Raw genomic sequence first — 17792 nt, 5'->3', positions numbered from 1 at the left:
GGGGCTTTTTTGTGCCATTCTTATCTGGACAGGAAAATATATTTCGTTTGCATCTTGTGCTGGCGTCAGATGATGAATACTGTTGCTAAAATAATGAGATAACGTATGCAGAGCACTTCCCGGAGGAAGTTTCCATGACCGATGAACAAGGGCAGACGTTGTTGTACACCCTGTTTGGTACAACCAGCCCTCATTGGCGTCTGACCGCGGACAGCGATGCGTTGCATTTTGCCGAAGATGAGTCATCACAAACCAATATCGCCCTGCCGCTGACACCCGGCCAGGCGGCCATGATCCGTGCCATGCCGGTCATAACTTCAAGCATTAATCTGACCATGACGCTGCAGGGCATTGATGTGCCTATGCATTTTGTCGGTCGCAAAGTCAATCAGTCCTCCTGGGCAGGCACCGCTTCCGCCTGGGGCGACACCTCCGCGGTCGCCCGCGATTTAACCCTGGGTCTCTCTTTCGCTGAACAGGTCGTTTCCGAAGCCAACTCGGTGATCGTGATCCTGGATCAGCGCGGTAATATTCAGCGCTTTAACCGCCTGAGTGAAGAATATACCGGCCTGAATGAACACGAAGTCATTGGCCGCAACGTCTTCCAGCTCTTTATGACGAAACAGGAAGCCTCGCAGTCGCGGCGCAACATCGCGGGCTTCTTCCGCGACGGTAACTCCTATGAAGTGGAGCGCTGGGTCAAAACCAAAAAAGGCCAGCGACTGTTTCTGTTCCGTAATAAGTTCGTCCACAGCGGCAGCGGCAAAAATGAAATTTTCCTCATCTGTTCGGGTACCGACATCACCGAGGAGCGCCGCGCTCAGGAGCGGTTGCGGGTGCTGGCGAATACCGATACGGTGACCGGCCTGCCCAACCGCAACGCGATCCATCAGCAGATTAGCCTGGCGCTGGAGCGGGCGGAAGGCGATGAGACTGGCGTGGTCTATCTCGATCTCGACAATTTTAAAAAAGTAAATGACGCCTACGGCCATATGTTTGGCGATCAGTTACTGCAGGCGGTTTCCCTGGCTATCCTGAGCTGTCTGGGCAAAGACCAGACGCTGGGACGGCTGGGCGGTGATGAGTTTGTGGTGCTGGCGGAGCACACCAGCCAGGCGGCGCTGGAGGCGATGTCCTCCCGCATCCTGGAGCGGCTGCGTCAGCCCTTCCGCATCGGGCTGATCGAAGTCTACAGCGGCTGCTCGATCGGCATCGCCTACGCGCCCTTGCACGGTGAAGATCGCGAGAGCCTGATCCGCAACGCGGACACCGCCATGTATCACGCCAAAGAGAACGGTCGCGGCAAGTTCTGCGTCTTTGCGGCGGAGATGAATCAGCGGGTTTTTGAATATCTGTGGCTGGATACTAATCTCCGCAAGGCGCTGGAGCTGGATCACCTGCTGGTTCACTATCAGCCCAAAGTGGACAGCGATGGCGAAGTCCGCAGCGCCGAAGCGCTGGTTCGCTGGAACTCGCCTGAACGCGGTCTGGTGTCACCGGCTGATTTTATCCCCTACGCCGAAGAGTCGGGGCTGATTGTGCCGCTGGGACGCTGGGTCATGCTCAACGTGCTGAAGCAGATTATCCTCTGGCGGCAGCAGGGTATTTTTCTGCGCGTCGCCGTTAACGTATCGGCCCGCCAGCTCATCGATCAGAGTATCTACACCGACCTGAAGCAGGCGCTGCAGGAGGCGAATATCACCGACTGCCCTATCGATATCGAGCTGACAGAGAGCTGCCTGATTGAGAATGAGACCGAGGCGCTGAAGCTCATGAAGCAGTTTCAGGAGCTGGGTGCTCAGGTGCATCTGGATGACTTCGGCACCGGCTACTCCTCGCTGTCTCAGCTGGCGCGTGTGCCGATCAACGCCATCAAGCTCGATCAGAGTTTTATTCGCGATATCAATAAGCAGCCGGTTTCGCAATCGCTGGTCCGTGCCATCGTCGCCGTCGCCAAGGCGCTCGATTTGCAGGTCATTGCGGAAGGCATTGAAACGCCGGATGAAGAAGCCTTTGTCCTTAAAAGTGGAGTGGATGGGCGTCAGGGTTACTACTACGCAAAACCAATGCCCGCGGAACAATTTGGGCATTGGCTGGCTAAGCATCCTGCCCGCGTTTAACGCTACTCCGGATTAGCCCGCTTTACGCAGTGATGCGCTGTGGCGGTTCTGCAGCTGGACCAGGCGTTCCATATAGGCAATATCTTTGGGTTCGAGGGTAAATGCATAATCGACCCAGTCTTCCGTGATATCCATCAGCTCGGCGCGTGAGAGTTGCAGCACGCGCTGACGCGCTTTCAGCATCGCCCGGACGCCATTCAGCTTCGGCCGTAAGGTATCGATGAAGGTGCGCGTGGCGCGGTAGCTGTCACCCGGCTGGAAGACTTTGTCCACCAGACCGCGCGTCTCATACCACTCGGCGCTGTGCGACTCCCCTTCACAAATCAGCTCCTCTGCCAGCTTCATGCCGGAACGGCGCGCCACCAGCGAGTAACCGCCCATGCCCGGAAAGAGGTTGAACGCGATCTCCGGGAAGCCCATGCGCGCGTTGTTCTGCGCCAGAATGAAGTGGTGCGCCAGCGCCGCCTCGAATCCGCCGCCTAACGCACTGCCCTCGATCATGGCCAGCGTCACGGCACCGGTGTCGAAGCCGCGGGCGGCCGAATGGATGCAGTCCACACAGGCGCGTGCATAGGCCCGCAGCGCTTCACGCCGGTTGTTGCGAATGCACTCCACGAAGAAGCGCAGATCGCCGCCCGCATTGAACATCTGCGGCACCAGCGAGCCGGTAACCCAGAAGTCGATCGGCAGACCGGAACGCTGCGCGGCGTAGCTCAGGTTCATGATCTCCTCAATCAGTTCATGGTTGAAGCTCGGGCGAGGCTGCGCACGCAGCATCATCCACATAGTACGTCGCCCCTCTTCGTAATAGGCAACTAACTGCGTGGTGTTGCCAGCTTCGGTAAATAATCTGCAGGTTGCTTGGTTAATCACTGTCATTGTCTCATCCTCTGTTTATATTTGATGCGTTAAATACGCGACATCAGCGTAATGCAGAGTGAGGCCAGACCAAATGAGAGATTGATTTACAACACAAAATCCAGAGTGATCCCTGACTCGCGCTTTTCAGATTGATTAGCTCGGTTACTGTATAGGTGAGCGCCGTTGCCTGGCACTCTGCAGACGCATAACACGTTTTAACGGCTGGCCGATCAGGGTCAGAATCCCGCAAACGCGCATCTGTCGCGGTCCCCTCTGCGCAGACCAGGACAGAAGAGATACCGGCCCTTTACAGCGGCTCAAGGATCCTTAATGCAACCCCGGACGGACTGTGCAATCCTGCCCGGAGAAAGAGGAGCGGCCCGAATGCGCCACTCCGATACCCTTGCGGGATAACCGTGGTTGTAAATGGCACGAAAATCAGCGACATCCGTTCACTTGTTAACCGCCGTTTATCTTCTCAGCGGCACTGTGTGGTCCTCACTTTCGCCAGAGGCACTATCCTGATGGCGCAGTCGGCTGAAACAGACGGGGAAACGGGGAGAGAATTGACGGCGTGAACGGTGAATCGGACGGGGCATCACCGCACTGGGTCTGGCACAAAAAAAAGCGGGACGCCGTGGCGTCCCGCTGACTATTTCTGCCCATACCAGGCATTTTCACCATGTTTTCGCAGGTAGTGCAGGTCGAGCAGCGTTTGCTGTATCGGCGGCAGGTTCGCGGTCAGCTGCTGGCTGAACAGCCCCATGTAGGCTACCTCCTCCAGGACCACGGCGCTGTGCACCGCGGCGTGGGCGTCTTTCCCCCAGGCGAAGGGGCCGTGAGAATTGACCAGCACCGCAGGGATCGCCGACGGGGAGAGTCCGCGCTGCGCGAAGGTTTCGATAATCACGTCACCGGTGTTCCACTCATACTCCTGCTGAATCTCCTCGCTGCGCATGGCCCGCGTGCAGGGGATCTCACCGTAGAAGTCGTCGGCGTGCGTGGTGCCCCAGGCCGGAATCGCGCGTCCCGCCTGCGCCCAGATGGTGGCGTGCCGCGAATGGGTATGCACAATGCCGCCCACGTCCGGCCAGGCCAGGTAGAGCGCGCGGTGCGTGGCGGTGTCCGAGGAGGGGCGTTTCTCCCCCTCCACCACGTCACCCGTCGCCAGATCGACCACCACCATATCGTCGCGCTTCATCACGTCATAGCGCACGCCGGAAGGTTTAATCACCAGCAGCCCCTGTTCGCGATCAAGGCCGCTGACGTTGCCCCAGGTGAAGGTCACCAGGTTATATTTGGGTAGGTCCAGATTCGCTTCCAGAACCTGTTGTTTGAGGTGCTCCAGCATGCCTTTTCTCCTGCTGACAATCGTTACTGAATTTTGCGGAGTCAGCGCGTAAAAGGTTATGGAGCAAATGGCTATAAAAGCAGAAGGATTGGCTGTGAATGCAAAAATGCGTCGTGCTTTCAGACTTTTCTATCTTCGGAATTTCCGCAGAATGCTTAGAATCCTCTCAGACAATACGTGGACCTGTCGGGCCACGATTGTGACTCACCCGCTACAAACGGTTTGTCCATGGTAACGCCATTTCGATGCCATCACGGATGCGGCAATGATGGGTTACAAGCGGGCTGAGGAAATATCGGAGCTATACTAAGAGTGTTGCCTCTGTGAGCACATCAAAGGAGAAGTGTATGACAACAACAATGAAGCGAATCACTGCCGTTGTACTGGCGACCACGTTAGCTGTTGCACTGAGCGGCTGTTCTAACTGGTCCAAGCGTGACCGTAATACCGCGATTGGCGCGGGCGCGGGCGCGATTGGGGGTTCAGTCCTGACCAATGGTAGCGCACTGGGCACCGTCGGTGGCGCCGCTGTGGGTGGTATTATCGGTCATCAGGTCCACTAAGGACCTTATTAAAACAATAATCGGCTACGCTAGCATCTGCATCACAATCGGGCTACTTCGGTAGCCCGATTTCTTTTTCAGCCGCCCGCCAGCTTCACCTTCATACCTTTGGCTTCCAGCAGGCTCTTCAGCAGGTCGCGTTTGTCGCCCTGAATCTCAATCACGCCCTCTTTTACCGAACCGCCACAGCCGCACTTTTTCTTCAGCTCGGCCGCCAGCAGCGCCAGCGCGGCGTCATCCAGGTCGATGCCCGTGATCAGGCAGACCCCTTTGCCTTTGCGGCCGCTGGTCTGACGCTGAATACGGACTATGCCGTCCCCTTTTGGCCGCACCGCTTTTTGTTCGGGCTGGGTGATGCGTCCGCTGTCAGTGGAGTAAACCAGGGTATTATCATTCGCCATCAGGGTGTCTCCAGGCTGTTAAGAATGGCCTGCAGGGCGGCGGCCGGATCGGCGGACTGGGTAATCGGACGCCCGATCACCATATAATCCACGCCCGCCTGTTTCGCCTGCTGCGGTGTCATGATGCGGCGCTGATCGCCGGCATCGCTGCCCGCCGGACGAATACCCGGCGTGACCAGGGCAAATTCCTGACCCAGTTCCTGTTTGAAGCGCACCGCCTCATGGGCCGAACAGACCACGCCATCCAGCCCGCACGACTGAGTCAGCTTCGCCAGTCGCTCCGCCTGCTCCGCCGGCGACAGCGTGATACCGAGTCCGAGAAGATCCTCTGCGTCCATACTGGTCAAAACGGTGACAGCAATCAGCAGCGGCGCATCCTTGCCAAAAGGTTGCAGCGCCTCACGCGCCGCACTCATCATGCGCGCGCCGCCGCTGGCGTGAACGTTGACCATCCAGACGCCGAGATCGGCCGCTGCCGCGACAGCCTTTGCGGTGGTGTTGGGAATATCGTGGAATTTGAGGTCGAGGAACAGTTCAAAGCCGCGCTGCTGCAGGGTTCTGACCAGCGACGGGCCGAACAGCGTAAACATCTCTTTGCCAACCTTAAGGCGGCAACTGCGGGGATCGATCTGGTCGACGAAACGCAATGCGCTGTCGAGGTCGTGATAGTCGAGCGCGACCAGAATCGGCGAAGCGGTCACGTTATGGGGTGAAGGCATGGCATTTCCTCTGTAACAGGCACCCGCAGGCGCAATCGACAAACGGCAAGCATTCTACCTGCGGTGTCTGACCATCACAATCGCCATCGCCCCACTGCCGGGCAATTAGTGCACCGCTGCCGGAATATGCTAAAACCACGACCCTTTAGTATGTTGTAACTACAGTGCGGGGAGTAAAATGACCTGCAACGGCCGGCTTACTGGCCGTCGAGCCCCCGGATAGGTTTCACCGAAGACCAGGTGCGGCAGGATGGACAGTGCCAGTAGAGCGCGTGGGCAGTAAAACCGCACTTCTGGCAGCGATAGCGGGGTTTGGTGCGAATCTGTTCGCCTACCATGTCGCGCAGCACCATCAGGCTCTCTTTCGCCCGGCCATCTTCCGCTTCATGCAGGTTCAGATCCATCAGGCGATGGAAGACCCGCATCGTCGGATGGCGCTCCAGCTGGCGGCTGATGTAGTTCTGTGCCGCTTCTGAGCCCTGCTGCTGCTCCACGATGTCAGAGAGATAAAGCTCGGCGGCGGCCCCGGTGTTCTCCTCCACACAGCGCTGCAGAAAATCTGCCCAGGCCTCCGGCTGATTCAGCCGCTGGAAGCAGGTTTCCAGCATCCCCAGCGTTTCACTGACCAGCTCTTTATCCTGATCCAGCACCCGCTGCAGATGCCCTACCGCTCTGGCGTAATCCTCTTTTTCCATCAGGATTCGGCCCATCATGATCGAGATGCGGGCGCTGTTGCGATCGGCAGACTCCCCTTTTTTCAGCAGGCTCATCGCCCGATCCAGATCGTCGCTGCTCATCGCCTGCAACGCCAGTTCGCAGTAGAAATGGGCGATTTCGCCCTTCTGCTTCTCTTTGCCCAGCTTAACCAGCCGCTCGGCGACGTCGATCGCCTGCTGCCAGTCGCTGGTCGCCTGATGGATTAACAGCAGCTGCTGCAGCGCGCCCACCCGGAAGTCAGTTTCATCGGTGAGCTGCTTGAACATATCTTCCGCGCGGTCGTAGAGCCCGGCGGCCATATAGTCGCGCCCCAGCTGCTGCACGGCCAGCAGACGCTGTTCGTAGCTCAGCGACGCGCTCTCCATTAGTGCCTGATGGATGCGAATAGCGCGGTCCACTTCCCCGCGCGAACGGAAGAGATTACCCAGCGTCAGGTGCGCCTCCACCGTGCCGCTGTCCTCTTTCAGCATATCGAGGAAGAGATCGACCGCTTTATCCTGCTGGTTCGAGAGCAGGAAGTTTACGCCCGCAACATATTCCCGTGACAGCTTATTGGCTTCCTGCTGCTTATCCTGATGCGCGCTGCGACGGCCCATATACCAGCCATAGGCAGCCGCAACCGGCAGTAACAGGAACAGCAATTCATGCATCGGGGGTTATTCCCGGCCAGCCGGTACCGCTGGCGGGGTCGCCAGTGCGGTGTTGCTCTGCTCGATTTGCGCCTGCATACGTCTGATTTTCCGGTTGGCATTGGCCAGCGAGACGCGGGTGCGTAACCAGAAGAGGCCGCAGATAATCCAGCCCAGCACAAACCCTGCGCCAAACAGTGATGCCAGTAAGGTCGAAACGCTGAACTCACCCTGCGCCAGCAGATAGTTAAAAGTAATGACCTGATCGTTATGCGCGCCTAAGGTGACGGAAATAATGAAAATGACCAGTACCACTAAAAAAATCAGCAAATATTTCACAGTGCATCCTGTTGTGAGGTTGTCGAATAAATTATGCCAAAACTCCGGCAAAAATGCTGCTCCCAGCAGCATCGGGTGAGTCGCTTTTGCGCAAACCCGATCAATAATATGGGGTCTTCAGGGGGAAATACAATCAGGGCTCCCGCTGAGCCACCTCTTTTTGCTCTTCCGGCGGCAGCGTCAGCGGGCCACAGAACCGCTGTGCCAGCCAGGTCGCCAGCGTCACCAGGAGCCAGGAAAGCAGCGTCGCCACCGCCAGATCCCGCGGCCAGTGCATACCGAGCAGCAGACGGCTGGCCATCACGCCGGTGGCCCAGATGAAGATCACGACCACGGTCTTGTAGTGACGGCGCGGCCAGAGCAGTCCCAGCGCCAGCAGCGCCCAGCTGGCGGCAAACATGGTATGGCCGGAGGGAAAGGCAAAGCCGGTCTCGAACGCCCAGTGCCGCTTCAGCCAGCCGGGGATCTGCGTCTCATCGGCGATCAGCGACGTCACCATCTCACCACGCTGTTTGCGCTTCAGCTCATAGAAGGTCTTCTCATCCAGACCGTGATGCTGCTCCAGCCAGATCACGTAAGGACGCGGCTCCTGGATCTGCTCTTTGATAAAGGACTTGGTGTACTGCCCCGCCAGAATGGTGGCGTTCATAATGATCAGCAGCAGAATCGCGGGCTTCAGACGAAAGCGCAGGCACCAGAGCATCCAGGCACTCAGCAGCACGCTGGTGAGGATCCCCCACGGGCTGGTGACGGTTTCGGTCATCCAGAACAGGCCTTTCAGCACGAGGTTGCTTTCGCCCGGCTGCCAGCGCCAGCCGGTCAGCCAGACGGAAACCGGCATGATCAGCAACAGCAGCATACCGAAGGTCGTACGACGCGAAATCTTAAACATCCTTTTCCCTTATACCGGTGTCAGAGAACAATAACTGCATAACTTTAGCTTAAAAAAGAATAACATACCTGTTGCCGATTGGATAATCGTGCTTTATCACTGCAATTGGTGTCAGAGAGTACCAGCCCGCTTACGGGTTGTGGCACAATATTGCACGTTTGTCGGGCCACACTGGCCTGTGCACTATCATGATGATAGTGCATCCTCTGAAGGTTCTGGAGAGTCACATGCAGCTTAAACGGGTGGCAGAAGCCAAACTGCCCACGCCATGGGGAGATTTCCTGATGGTAGGTTTTGAAGAATTGGCAACCGGACATGACCACGTTGCGCTGGTCTTTGGCGATATTAATGATAATGAGCCGGTTCTGGCGCGCGTTCACTCCGAATGCCTGACCGGCGATGCACTCTTCAGCCTGCGTTGCGACTGTGGTTTTCAGCTCGAAGCCGCCCTCAATGCCATCGCTGAAGAGGGGCGCGGCGTGCTGCTCTATCATCGTCAGGAAGGTCGTAACATCGGCCTGCTGAACAAGATCCGCGCCTATGCGCTGCAGGATAAAGGGTATGACACCGTCGAAGCGAACCATCAGCTCGGCTTTGCCGCCGATGAACGCGATTTCACCCTGTGCGCAGATATGTTCAAGCTGCTGGGCGTCAATGAAGTGCGCCTGCTGACCAATAATCCGCGTAAGGTGGAGATCCTGAGCGAAGCCGGGATTAACATCGTTGAGCGGGTGCCGCTGGTGGTGGGACGCAATCCCAAGAACGCGCACTACCTGGATACCAAGGCGAGCAAGATGGGGCATCTGCTGCCGAAGTCCTAAAAAAGAAAAGCCGGGTCGCCCCGGCTTTTTTTATCAGTTCAGCATATTGCGGATGACGTAGTGCAGGATGCCGTCGTTGCGGTAGTAGGTCAGCTCGTTACCGGTGTCGATGCGGCAGCGGGTGTCCAGCTCCTCTTTGCTGCCATCCGCGCGGGTCAGGGTCACCTTCACCGTACAGCCCGGCGTCAGTGCCTGCAGATTTTCGACGTCGATGCGCTCCTCCCCCGTCAGCCCCAGCGTTTTCCGGGTCACGCCCTGCGGGAACTCCAGCGGCAGAATCCCCATCCCGATCAGGTTGGATCGGTGGATACGCTCAAAGGATTCGGCAATCACCACCCGGACGCCCTGCAGACGAGGCCCTTTGGCCGCCCAGTCACGGCTTGAACCCGAACCATACTCCCGCCCGGCGATGACCGCCAGCGGCACCCCTTCCGCCTGATATTTCATCGCCGCGTCATAGATGGCCAGTTGCTCACCACTCGGGTAGTGACGGGTGTAACCGCCCTCGACGCCGGGCACCATCTCATTGCGGATACGGATATTGGCGAAGGTGCCGCGCATCATCACCTCATGGTTGCCGCGACGCGAACCGTAGGAGTTGAAGTCGGTGCGTTCTACCCCGTGCGCCAGCAGATAACGCCCTGCGGGGCTTTCTGCCTTGATGCTGCCCGCAGGTGAAATGTGGTCGGTGGTCACCGAGTCACCCAGCAGCGCCAGCACCCGCGCGCCGCGGATATCCTGCACCGGCTCCGGCTCTTTCTGCATCGTGTCAAAGAACGGAGAGAGGCGGATATAGGTCGAGCCTTCATCCCACGCGTAAGTCGCCGCTTCACTGACCTTGATCGCCTGCCAGTCTGGCGTGCCGTCAAAGACTTCTGCGTACTCTTTGTGGAACATGTCGCTGGTCACCTGCTGTACGGCGGTGGCGATCTCTTCCGGCGATGGCCAGATATCGTTGAGATAGACAGGCTGGCCCTGCGGATCGTGACCCAGCGGGTCGGTCTGCAGATTGATCTTCATATTACCCGCCAGCGCATAGGCGACCACCAGCGGCGGCGAAGCCAGCCAGTTGGTTTTAATCAGCGGATGAATACGCCCTTCGAAGTTACGGTTGCCGGATAGCACCGCCCCCACCGTCAGGTCACCCGCTTTAATGGCGGATTCAATCTCATCTTTGAGCGGGCCGGAGTTACCGATACAGGTGGTGCAGCCGTAACCGACCAGGTTGAAGCCCAGCTTGTCCAGATAGGCGGTGAGCTGCGCCACGGCCAGATAGTCTGACACCACTTTGGAGCCGGGCGCCAGCGACGCCTTCACCCACGGCTTGCGTTTCAGCCCGCGCTCGACTGCCTTTTTCGCCAGCAGCCCGGCGGCCATCAGCACGCTGGGGTTAGAGGTGTTGGTACAGGAGGTGATGGCGCTGATGACCACCGCGCCGTCGGTCAGCGTGTGGGTCAGCCCGGTATCGCTGTCGGTGTATTCGACGTTTTTATGCGGTTTCTGCGCGTGGTTGACCTCCAGCTCATTGCTGGCGTCAAAGGCGGCGGGCACATCGCCCAGCGAAACCCGGTCCTGCGGACGTTTTGGCCCGGCCAGACTCGATTCGACGTCATTCATGTCCAGCGCCAGCGTGCTGGTAAAACGCGGCTCATCACCGGCATGACGCCACAGCCCCTGCGCTTTGGCGTAGGCTTCAACCAGCGCGACCTGCTCAGCATCGCGGCCGGTCAGCGTCATGTAGCTCAGCGTGACGTCATCCACCGGGAAGAAGCCGCAGGTGGCCCCATATTCCGGTGCCATATTGGCAATGGTCGCGCGATCCGCCAGCGGCAGGTCCGCCAGCCCATCACCATAAAATTCCACAAACTTGCCCACCACGCCGTGCTGACGCAGCATCTGGGTTACGGTGAGCACGAGATCGGTGGCGGTAATGCCCGGCCGCAGTTTGCCGGTGAGTTTGAAACCGACCACATCCGGGATCAGCATCGAGACAGGCTGCCCCAGCATCGCGGCTTCCGCTTCGATGCCGCCGACGCCCCAGCCCAGCACGCCCAGCGCATTGATCATGGTGGTATGTGAATCCGTGCCGACCAGCGTATCCGGCCAGGCGTACTCTTCCCCGTCGCGGGTCTCGTGCCAGATCGCCTTGCCGAGGTACTCCAGGTTCACCTGGTGACAGATACCGGTGCCCGGCGGCACCACGCGGAATTTATCGAAGGCTTTCTGACCCCAGCGAAGAAAAACGTAGCGCTCATGGTTGCGCTCCATCTCCAGCCGGACGTTCTCTTCGAAGGCGTCATCATCGCCAAAATGGTCCACGGTGACCGAATGGTCAATTACCAGATCCACCGGGGAAAGCGGGTTCACTTTTGCCACATCGCCACCCAGGCGATTGACCGCTTCGCGCATGGCCGCCAGGTCAACCACGGCCGGGACGCCGGTAAAGTCCTGCATCAGGACACGGGCTGGCCGGTAGGCGATTTCGCGATCGGCGTGGGCATCGGTTTGCCAGTTCACCAGCGCCTGGATGTCCTCTGCAGTGACAGAGTCGCCATCCTGCCAGCGCAGCAGATTTTCCAGCAGAACCTTGAGAGATTTGGGCAGTTTATCGATATTGCCGAGATGCTGAGCCGCACGGGGAAGACTGAAGATGTGATATTTTTTGGTGTCGACCTGCAGTATTTCCTGACTCTGCTCGCGTAGGGTAGACGACATAGCTCCTCCTTTTCGTTCATGGTCTTAACCTCAGAGAGACAAAGGTTTATGTTAAAGATAGACCACAAATTCGTTAACGTTTTGATTACAACACAAATTGCTACAATCGCCGTAAACGAAAATGCCCCGTGAAATCACGAGGCATCATAAAAGAGGGAGTATTCAGATTAGAGCGCTATCCACACCGCCGCAGACCAGAACGCAAAAGAGAATGCATACGCGCTAAGCCAGGACATTTTAATAATATTCATTGTATCTACTCCTTCGCCGGAATCGGGCGTAAAAGTTTAGCGGTCACCCTCACTGAGGCGACACCCTTTGGTCGTACAGGTGTGGAGATTGGCTGCCCGAAAGCGCGCCGGGAACATCGGTAATAAAGAACAGTGACAAATAAACGGTCTTAAAACCTTATTTGTTTTTCGGGTCCAGAAACGACTCAATAAAAAGTCTCTGGTTATCACTCAAATCCCACGATTCGGGGATAGACACTTTATCGTCCTTTGCAAGCGGTTCTTTGCCCTTGCAGGCAACCGGCTTGTGCTGGCGCGAAGTCAGTGAAGGTTTATGGCTGAGTGTATGTGCCCACATGGCTTTAGCCCCAGATACGCCAGATCATTAACGCGACCACTACCCAGAACAGCGCAGAAGCAGCGAATACGGTTAACCAGGCATTGCGACGGGTGTTGCCGGTGCGCTCAACCTTGGTGCTTTTTACCGGAAAACCCGGTTCTACTGTCAGTCGTGTATTCATAGTTTTTGATAATCACTCTCAACAAAATGATTGATAACATCGATTAAGATTTAGGAGGAATCCTAAACGCGTTAAGGCCAAAAATCCAGTTATTTTTATTGAGTAAAACGATTAACGGTATTAATCATTAGACGCCAGTAACGTAAGAAATCATTAACTCCGGAACGAACTTTTAATTAAATCAGGCACTCAAAAATTTGAGTTAAATTAAAATCCGATCCATTTATAACTACAGTCTCAACGTAAGAACCCCGTGTTTGCTGGCTAAACGAATCGGCTGTTAACTGGAGTATGGGAATAATCCTGGCGTGTCGCAAAGTGACATAGTTAAAAGTGTGTTGTAATTCGCATTTAAGAAAGCTGAACCGGGAAACCTGTGATCAATGTTTCATTTACAAAAAAATCATAAAAACTTTTGATTCTCATTTGGCGCTAAAGCCTGGAAACAAAAAAGGCTGCACCAGGCAGCCTTATGTTTCAACATGGGGCATAAACTCTATTTAAACGGCAGCCGGATATCCTTAAACATCGCCTCAATGTCTTCGTTTGAGCGCAGCGCCACCGCCGTGTCCACCACGTCGCGGGTCAGGTGCGGCGCAAAACGCTGGATAAAATCATACATATAGCTGCGCAGGAAGGTGCTGCGGCGGAAGCCAATCTTGGTGGTGCTGTTGGTAAAGATATCGGCGGCTTCGATGCGGATCAGGTCAGGGTCGGCAACCGGATCCACCGCCATGCTGGCGATCACCCCGACCCCCAGGCCTAAACGGACGTAGGTTTTAATGACGTCCGCGTCGGTGGCGGTAAAGACGATACGCGGCGTTAAGCCGGCACGATTAAAGGCCGTATCCAGCTCCGAGCGCCCGGTAAAGCCGAAGGTATAGGTCACCAGCGGGTATTCGGCCAGCTCCTCGATAGAGACCTGCCCTTTTCCGGCCAGCGGGTGGTCGGCGGTCACCACAATCGCCCGGTTCCAGTGGTAACACGGCAGCATGATTAAATCGTCATAGAGATGCAGCGCCTCGGTGGCAATCGCAAAGTCCGCGTTGCCCTTGGAGACGGCTTCCGCGATCTGGGTTGGCGACCCCTGATGCATATGCAGCGAGACGCGCGGATAGCGTTCGATAAAGCCTTTGATGACGCCCGGCAGCGCATAACGCGCCTGGGTGTGCGTCGTGGCTACGTAGAGCGAGCCTTTATCCGGCCAGGTGTGCTCACCGGCCACCGACTTGATGGCGTCCACTTTGGAGAGCACTTCACGCGCAATACGGATGATCTCTTCCCCTGCGGGCGTGACCTGGGTGAGATGTTTACCGCTGCGGGCAAAGATTTGTACCCCCAGCTCATCTTCCAGCATGCGCACCTGTTTACTGATGCCGGGTTGAGAGGTGTAGAGACCTTCCGCCGTCGAAGAGACGTTGAGGTTATGGTTTACCACTTCGACGATATAGCGCAACTGCTGTAATTTCATATCTGTTTTATCCCGGTAAGTTACAGAGTCGCATCCCCGGTTGACGGATAGTCGCGAGGCTGAAGAGAGGCTATGCATCAGGAAAGGCGGAAATGCTATAACAACTATATCAGTTTAAGTGAGAGAGTAGAACGGATTGATATAAGGCTCAGAAAAAGGCCAGCGAACGCTGGCCTGAATGGATTACTTTTTCGCTTCCTGCCATTTGCCGTCTATATAGAAGGCTGACCAGCCGGTTGCCTTGCCCTCTTTCTCAGAGGAGACATACTGCTGCTTTGTCTTGCGGCTGAACCGCACCAGCGTCTTGTTGCCTTCCGGGTCGGCGGCTGGCGCCTCGGCCAGATATTTCAGCTTCTCCGGCAGGCGGTCGCTGAAGCGCTGAAGCTCTTCGACCAGCGGAGCGCGCGTTTCACGCGATTTCGGGAAGGTGTTCGCCGCCAGGAAGACGCCCGCCGCGCCGTCACGCAGCACGAAGTAGGCATCCGATTTTTCGCACGCCAGTTCAGGCAGCGGAACCGGATCCTCTTTCGGTGGCGCAACTTCACCACTCCGCAGGATCTTACGGGTGTTCTTACACGCCTCGTTGGTGCACGCCATGTATTTACCAAAGCGGCCCATCTTCAGGTGCATCTCCGAACCGCACTTCTCGCACTCCACCACCGGGCCGTCATAGCCCTTGATGCGGAATTCCCCTTTCTCGATCTCGTATCCATCGCACTCCGGGTTGTTACCGCAGACGTGCAGCTTGCGTTCGCTGTCGATCAGGTAGCTGTCCATCGCGGTGCCGCACTTCTGGCAGCGGCGACGGGCGCGCAGCGCGTTGGTTTCCGCATCATCCCCTTCCAGAATATTCAGAACTTCATTTTCCGGGATCAGGTTGATGGTCTGTTTGCAGCGCTCTTTCGGCGGCAGCGCATAGCCCGAGCAGCCCAGGAAGACGCCGGTGCTGGCGGTGCGGATGCCCATCTGACGGCTACAGGTCGGGCAGTCAATCGAGGTGAGCACCATCTGGTTTGGCTGCATGCCGCCCTCTTCAGGATCTTTCTCGGCCAGCTCAAGCTGCTGAGTGAAGTCGCTGAAGAAGTGATCGAGCACCGCTTTCCATTCCGCCTGATTGTTGGCGACCTGGTCGAGGCTGCTCTCCATGTGAGCGGTGAAATCGTAGTTCATCAGTTCGCGGAAGTTCTCTTCCAGGCGGTCGGTGACGATTTCGCCCATTTTTTCCGCATAGAAACGGCGGTTTTCCACTCTGACGTAGCCGCGATCCTGAATGGTCGAGGTAATCGCCGCGTAGGTAGAAGGACGACCGATACCCCGCTTCTCCAGCTCACGCACCAGCGAAGCTTCGCTGAAGCGCGCCGGTGGCTTGGTGAAGTGCTGACCCGGCACCAGCGTATTGAGATCCAGCACATCACCCACGCTGACCGAAGGCAGCGTACGATCTTCATCGTTCTTGCGCAGCGCAGGCATCACTTTAGTCCAGCCGTCGAACCGCAGGATCCGGCCTTTGGCTTTAAGACGGAAATCACCGGCGGCAGCGGTAAGGGTGCTGGAGTCATATCTGGCCGGGGTCATCTGACAGGCCACAAACTGACGCCAGATCAGCTGATAGAGTTTCTGCGCGTCCGCTTCCATATCCTTGAGCTTTTCCGCCACCACTTCCACATCAGAAGGACGAATCGCTTCGTGCGCTTCCTGAGAGTTCTCTTTGCTGGCGTAGGTGATGGCATTGTCAGGCAGATATTTCTTGCCGAAATGGCTTTCGATGTAGCCGCGCGCCATGGCGACCGCATCCTGACTCAGGTTGGTCGAGTCGGTACGCATATAGGTAATGTGACCCGCTTCGTAGAGCCGCTGGGCCATCATCATGGTTTTCTTCACGCCAAAGCCCAGACGGGTGCTCGCCGCCTGCTGCAGAGTCGAGGTGATATAGGGCGCGCCCGGCTTGCTGCTGGTCGGCTTATCTTCACGATCCACAATCTCAAAGCGCGCTTTTTCCAGCAGCGCTACGGCGGCGTAGGTCTCGTCACGGTTGACCGGACGGAAGGCCTTGTCACCGTTGTGAGTCACGTCCATCGACAGCGCATCGCCCTTCGGCGTGGTCAGCGCGGCATTGATCTCCCAGTACTCTTCGGGAACAAAGGCTTTGATCTCACGTTCACGCTCCACCACCAGGCGGACCGCAACGGATTGCACACGTCCGGCCGAGAGGCCACGGGCGATCTTCTTCCACAACAGCGGCGAAACCATGTAGCCCACCACACGGTCCATAAAACGACGCGCCTGCTGAGCATTAACCCGATCGATATTCAGCTCGCCCGGCTTTTCAAACGCCTGGCGGATCGCATTCTTGGTGATTTCGTTAAACACGACGCGGCTGAAGCGTGAGTCGTCGCCGCCGATCACTTCCCGCAGGTGCCAGGCGATGGCTTCCCCTTCGCGGTCAAGGTCGGTTGCGAGATAGATGTGGTCAGCACTGGCGGCTAACGCTTTCAGCTCGGCAACGACTTTCTCTTTGCCGGGCAGGATCTGATAATCCGCTTCCCAGCCGTGATACGGGTCTACGCCCATACGGCTGACGAGCGCGGCTTTCTCATCTTTTTTAACTTTTTTGACTTTCTTGTCGGTCGAAGCGTCTTTGGCTTTCTTCTCTGTCGAGGCGTCAGCACTCTTCTTTGCGGTTGACCCACTGGTCGGCAGATCCCGGATATGACCCACGCTGGATTTAACCACGTAGTCACTGCCCAGGTATTTATTGATTGTTTTAGCCTTTGCCGGGGACTCAACAATAACGAGTGCTTTACCCATATTTACCTTTACCTAATGAAAACATCCTGCTTAGCGGGAGAGGATTGGATGCCCAAAAACCCATTGGGTTCAATATTGCTGCGCCTGTTTAACATTTCAAGGCGGAGGGGTCAATCTCAGAACAGATGATGTGACTTTATGCAACTACATGATAAAGAGTGCTTTTTCCATCTGAACTTATCGCACATCCCGGTGCAAAATCCCTGAAATCGGAATCGCCCACACTCTACCTGATAAAATCTGTTACGCAACTTAATTAGCACTCAGCCCGGACTTACGCCAGGTTTCCGCACAGAATCCAGCGTTCTGCGCCCTGTTGTCACGCCATACTGCTCGCCAGTAATATAGAAAGGATTCGGAGAGTGTCAAAAAGGAGTGAATAAATGCAGAAAACAACACAGGCTATTTCCCGCCAGGCATTGCTGGAAAAAGCCAATGCACTGATCAGGCAACACGATGACTATTTAGCGGGAATGGCGGCGGACGAGGTGACGCAGCAGGGCGATGTGCTGGTTTTTCGCGGCCCATTTTTTCTGGACGCCGACGGCCTGCCGACGCCTAAAACCACGGCCGTGTTCAACGTCTTCAAACACCTGGCCGTGACGTTATCGCCGCTCTACCATCTGGAATAAAA

At 56.7% G+C, this 17792-nt stretch carries 15 protein-coding genes; 4 read left to right on the top strand and 11 right to left on the bottom strand.

Annotation, left to right across the window (positions count from 1 at the left end):
• Positions 1-134 precede the first annotated feature (134 nt).
• Positions 135-2120, top strand: coding sequence for a cyclic di-GMP phosphodiesterase (pdeR, locus tag J1C59_RS08880; RefSeq protein ID WP_128084024.1), 1986 nt, complete (start codon positions 135-137; stop codon positions 2118-2120).
• A 12-nt stretch (positions 2121-2132) separates the two neighbouring features.
• Here the strand turns inward: pdeR and J1C59_RS08875 are convergent, their stop codons facing one another.
• Positions 2133-2999 (bottom strand): crotonase/enoyl-CoA hydratase family protein, encoded by an 867-nt coding sequence (locus J1C59_RS08875; protein ID WP_128084025.1) that lies wholly within the window; start codon positions 2997-2999, stop codon positions 2133-2135.
• 634 nt (positions 3000-3633) lie between these two features.
• On the bottom strand, positions 3634-4332 hold the full coding sequence (gene araD / locus J1C59_RS08870) for an L-ribulose-5-phosphate 4-epimerase (protein ID WP_128084026.1): 699 nt from the start codon (positions 4330-4332) through the stop codon (positions 3634-3636).
• Positions 4333-4679: 347 nt separating this feature from the next.
• On the opposite strand from araD, the gene osmB reads away from it, so the two are divergent.
• Positions 4680-4895: an osmotically-inducible lipoprotein OsmB gene (gene osmB, locus J1C59_RS08865; protein ID WP_003853848.1), complete on the top strand. Its 216-nt coding sequence runs from the start codon at positions 4680-4682 to the stop codon at positions 4893-4895.
• A gap of 77 nt (positions 4896-4972) precedes the next feature.
• Here the strand turns inward: osmB and yciH are convergent, their stop codons facing one another.
• From yciH to pgpB, 5 genes are all read right to left on the bottom strand, one after another.
• Positions 4973-5296: a stress response translation initiation inhibitor YciH gene (gene yciH, locus J1C59_RS08860; protein WP_128084027.1), complete on the bottom strand. Its 324-nt coding sequence runs from the start codon at positions 5294-5296 to the stop codon at positions 4973-4975.
• Entirely contained in the window at positions 5296-6015 is a 720-nt protein-coding gene (gene pyrF, locus J1C59_RS08855; protein ID WP_128084028.1) for an orotidine-5'-phosphate decarboxylase, read from the bottom strand. The genes yciH and pyrF overlap by 1 nt, the downstream gene beginning before the upstream one ends.
• A gap of 197 nt (positions 6016-6212) precedes the next feature.
• A complete protein-coding gene (gene lapB / locus J1C59_RS08850) occupies positions 6213-7382 on the bottom strand; it encodes a lipopolysaccharide assembly protein LapB (protein ID WP_128084029.1) in 1170 nt (389 codons plus the stop codon).
• Between the two features lie 6 nt (positions 7383-7388).
• The gene (locus tag J1C59_RS08845) at positions 7389-7700 is read right to left on the bottom strand and encodes a LapA family protein (protein ID WP_111140079.1); all 312 of its coding nucleotides are present in this window, start codon (positions 7698-7700) and stop codon (positions 7389-7391) included.
• 133 nt (positions 7701-7833) lie between these two features.
• Positions 7834-8592 carry a phosphatidylglycerophosphatase B gene (gene pgpB, locus J1C59_RS08840; protein ID WP_111140078.1) on the bottom strand — a complete coding sequence of 253 codons (759 nt, stop codon included), beginning with the start codon at positions 8590-8592 and terminating at the stop codon, positions 7834-7836.
• A gap of 227 nt (positions 8593-8819) precedes the next feature.
• On the opposite strand from pgpB, the gene ribA reads away from it, so the two are divergent.
• Positions 8820-9413 (top strand): GTP cyclohydrolase II, encoded by a 594-nt coding sequence (gene ribA / locus J1C59_RS08835; RefSeq protein ID WP_111140077.1) that lies wholly within the window; start codon positions 8820-8822, stop codon positions 9411-9413.
• A 33-nt stretch (positions 9414-9446) separates the two neighbouring features.
• Here the strand turns inward: ribA and acnA are convergent, their stop codons facing one another.
• The 4 genes from acnA to topA all read right to left on the bottom strand — a co-directional run bounded on the left by acnA (position 9447) and on the right by topA (position 17158).
• On the bottom strand, positions 9447-12128 hold the full coding sequence (gene acnA / locus J1C59_RS08830) for an aconitate hydratase AcnA (RefSeq protein WP_140917254.1): 2682 nt from the start codon (positions 12126-12128) through the stop codon (positions 9447-9449).
• 592 nt (positions 12129-12720) lie between these two features.
• Positions 12721-12879, bottom strand: a complete 159-nt coding sequence (locus J1C59_RS08825) for a YmiA family putative membrane protein (RefSeq protein ID WP_111140074.1) — start codon at positions 12877-12879, stop codon at positions 12721-12723.
• A 496-nt stretch (positions 12880-13375) separates the two neighbouring features.
• Entirely contained in the window at positions 13376-14350 is a 975-nt protein-coding gene (cysB, locus tag J1C59_RS08820) for an HTH-type transcriptional regulator CysB (RefSeq protein ID WP_111140073.1), read from the bottom strand.
• 183 nt (positions 14351-14533) lie between these two features.
• Complete coding sequence (topA, locus tag J1C59_RS08815) at positions 14534-17158, bottom strand: type I DNA topoisomerase (RefSeq protein ID WP_140917255.1); 2625 nt, start codon at positions 17156-17158, stop codon at positions 14534-14536.
• A gap of 383 nt (positions 17159-17541) precedes the next feature.
• Between topA and J1C59_RS08810 the strand changes: the two genes are divergently transcribed.
• Positions 17542-17790, top strand: a complete 249-nt coding sequence (locus tag J1C59_RS08810; RefSeq protein WP_128084031.1) for a YciN family protein — start codon at positions 17542-17544, stop codon at positions 17788-17790.
• Positions 17791-17792: the final 2 nt, after the last annotated feature.

This window comes from Pantoea deleyi, assembly GCF_022647325.1.
Taxonomy (GTDB): Bacteria; Pseudomonadota; Gammaproteobacteria; order Enterobacterales; family Enterobacteriaceae; genus Pantoea; species Pantoea deleyi.
The sequence above is the reverse complement of the archived record's forward strand: the minus strand, read 5'-3'. Positions and strand labels throughout refer to the sequence as shown.

Bases quoted from the DNA above. Each gene is read 5' to 3' on its own strand.
- pdeR (WP_128084024.1), top strand. From the start codon at position 135: ATGACCGATGAACAAGGGCAGACGTTGTTGTACACCCTGTTTGGTACA.
- J1C59_RS08875 (WP_128084025.1), bottom strand. From the start codon at position 2,999: ATGACAGTGATTAACCAAGCAACCTGCAGATTATTTACCGAAGCTGGC.
- araD (WP_128084026.1), bottom strand. From the start codon at position 4,332: ATGCTGGAGCACCTCAAACAACAGGTTCTGGAAGCGAATCTGGACCTA.
- osmB (WP_003853848.1), top strand. From the start codon at position 4,680: ATGACAACAACAATGAAGCGAATCACTGCCGTTGTACTGGCGACCACG.
- yciH (WP_128084027.1), bottom strand. From the start codon at position 5,296: ATGGCGAATGATAATACCCTGGTTTACTCCACTGACAGCGGACGCATC.
- pyrF (WP_128084028.1), bottom strand. From the start codon at position 6,015: ATGCCTTCACCCCATAACGTGACCGCTTCGCCGATTCTGGTCGCGCTC.
- lapB (WP_128084029.1), bottom strand. From the start codon at position 7,382: ATGCATGAATTGCTGTTCCTGTTACTGCCGGTTGCGGCTGCCTATGGC.
- pgpB (WP_111140078.1), bottom strand. From the start codon at position 8,592: ATGTTTAAGATTTCGCGTCGTACGACCTTCGGTATGCTGCTGTTGCTG.
- ribA (WP_111140077.1), top strand. From the start codon at position 8,820: ATGCAGCTTAAACGGGTGGCAGAAGCCAAACTGCCCACGCCATGGGGA.
- acnA (WP_140917254.1), bottom strand. From the start codon at position 12,128: ATGTCGTCTACCCTACGCGAGCAGAGTCAGGAAATACTGCAGGTCGAC.
- J1C59_RS08825 (WP_111140074.1), bottom strand. From the start codon at position 12,879: ATGAATACACGACTGACAGTAGAACCGGGTTTTCCGGTAAAAAGCACC.
- cysB (WP_111140073.1), bottom strand. From the start codon at position 14,350: ATGAAATTACAGCAGTTGCGCTATATCGTCGAAGTGGTAAACCATAAC.
- topA (WP_140917255.1), bottom strand. From the start codon at position 17,158: ATGGGTAAAGCACTCGTTATTGTTGAGTCCCCGGCAAAGGCTAAAACA.
- J1C59_RS08810 (WP_128084031.1), top strand. From the start codon at position 17,542: ATGCAGAAAACAACACAGGCTATTTCCCGCCAGGCATTGCTGGAAAAA.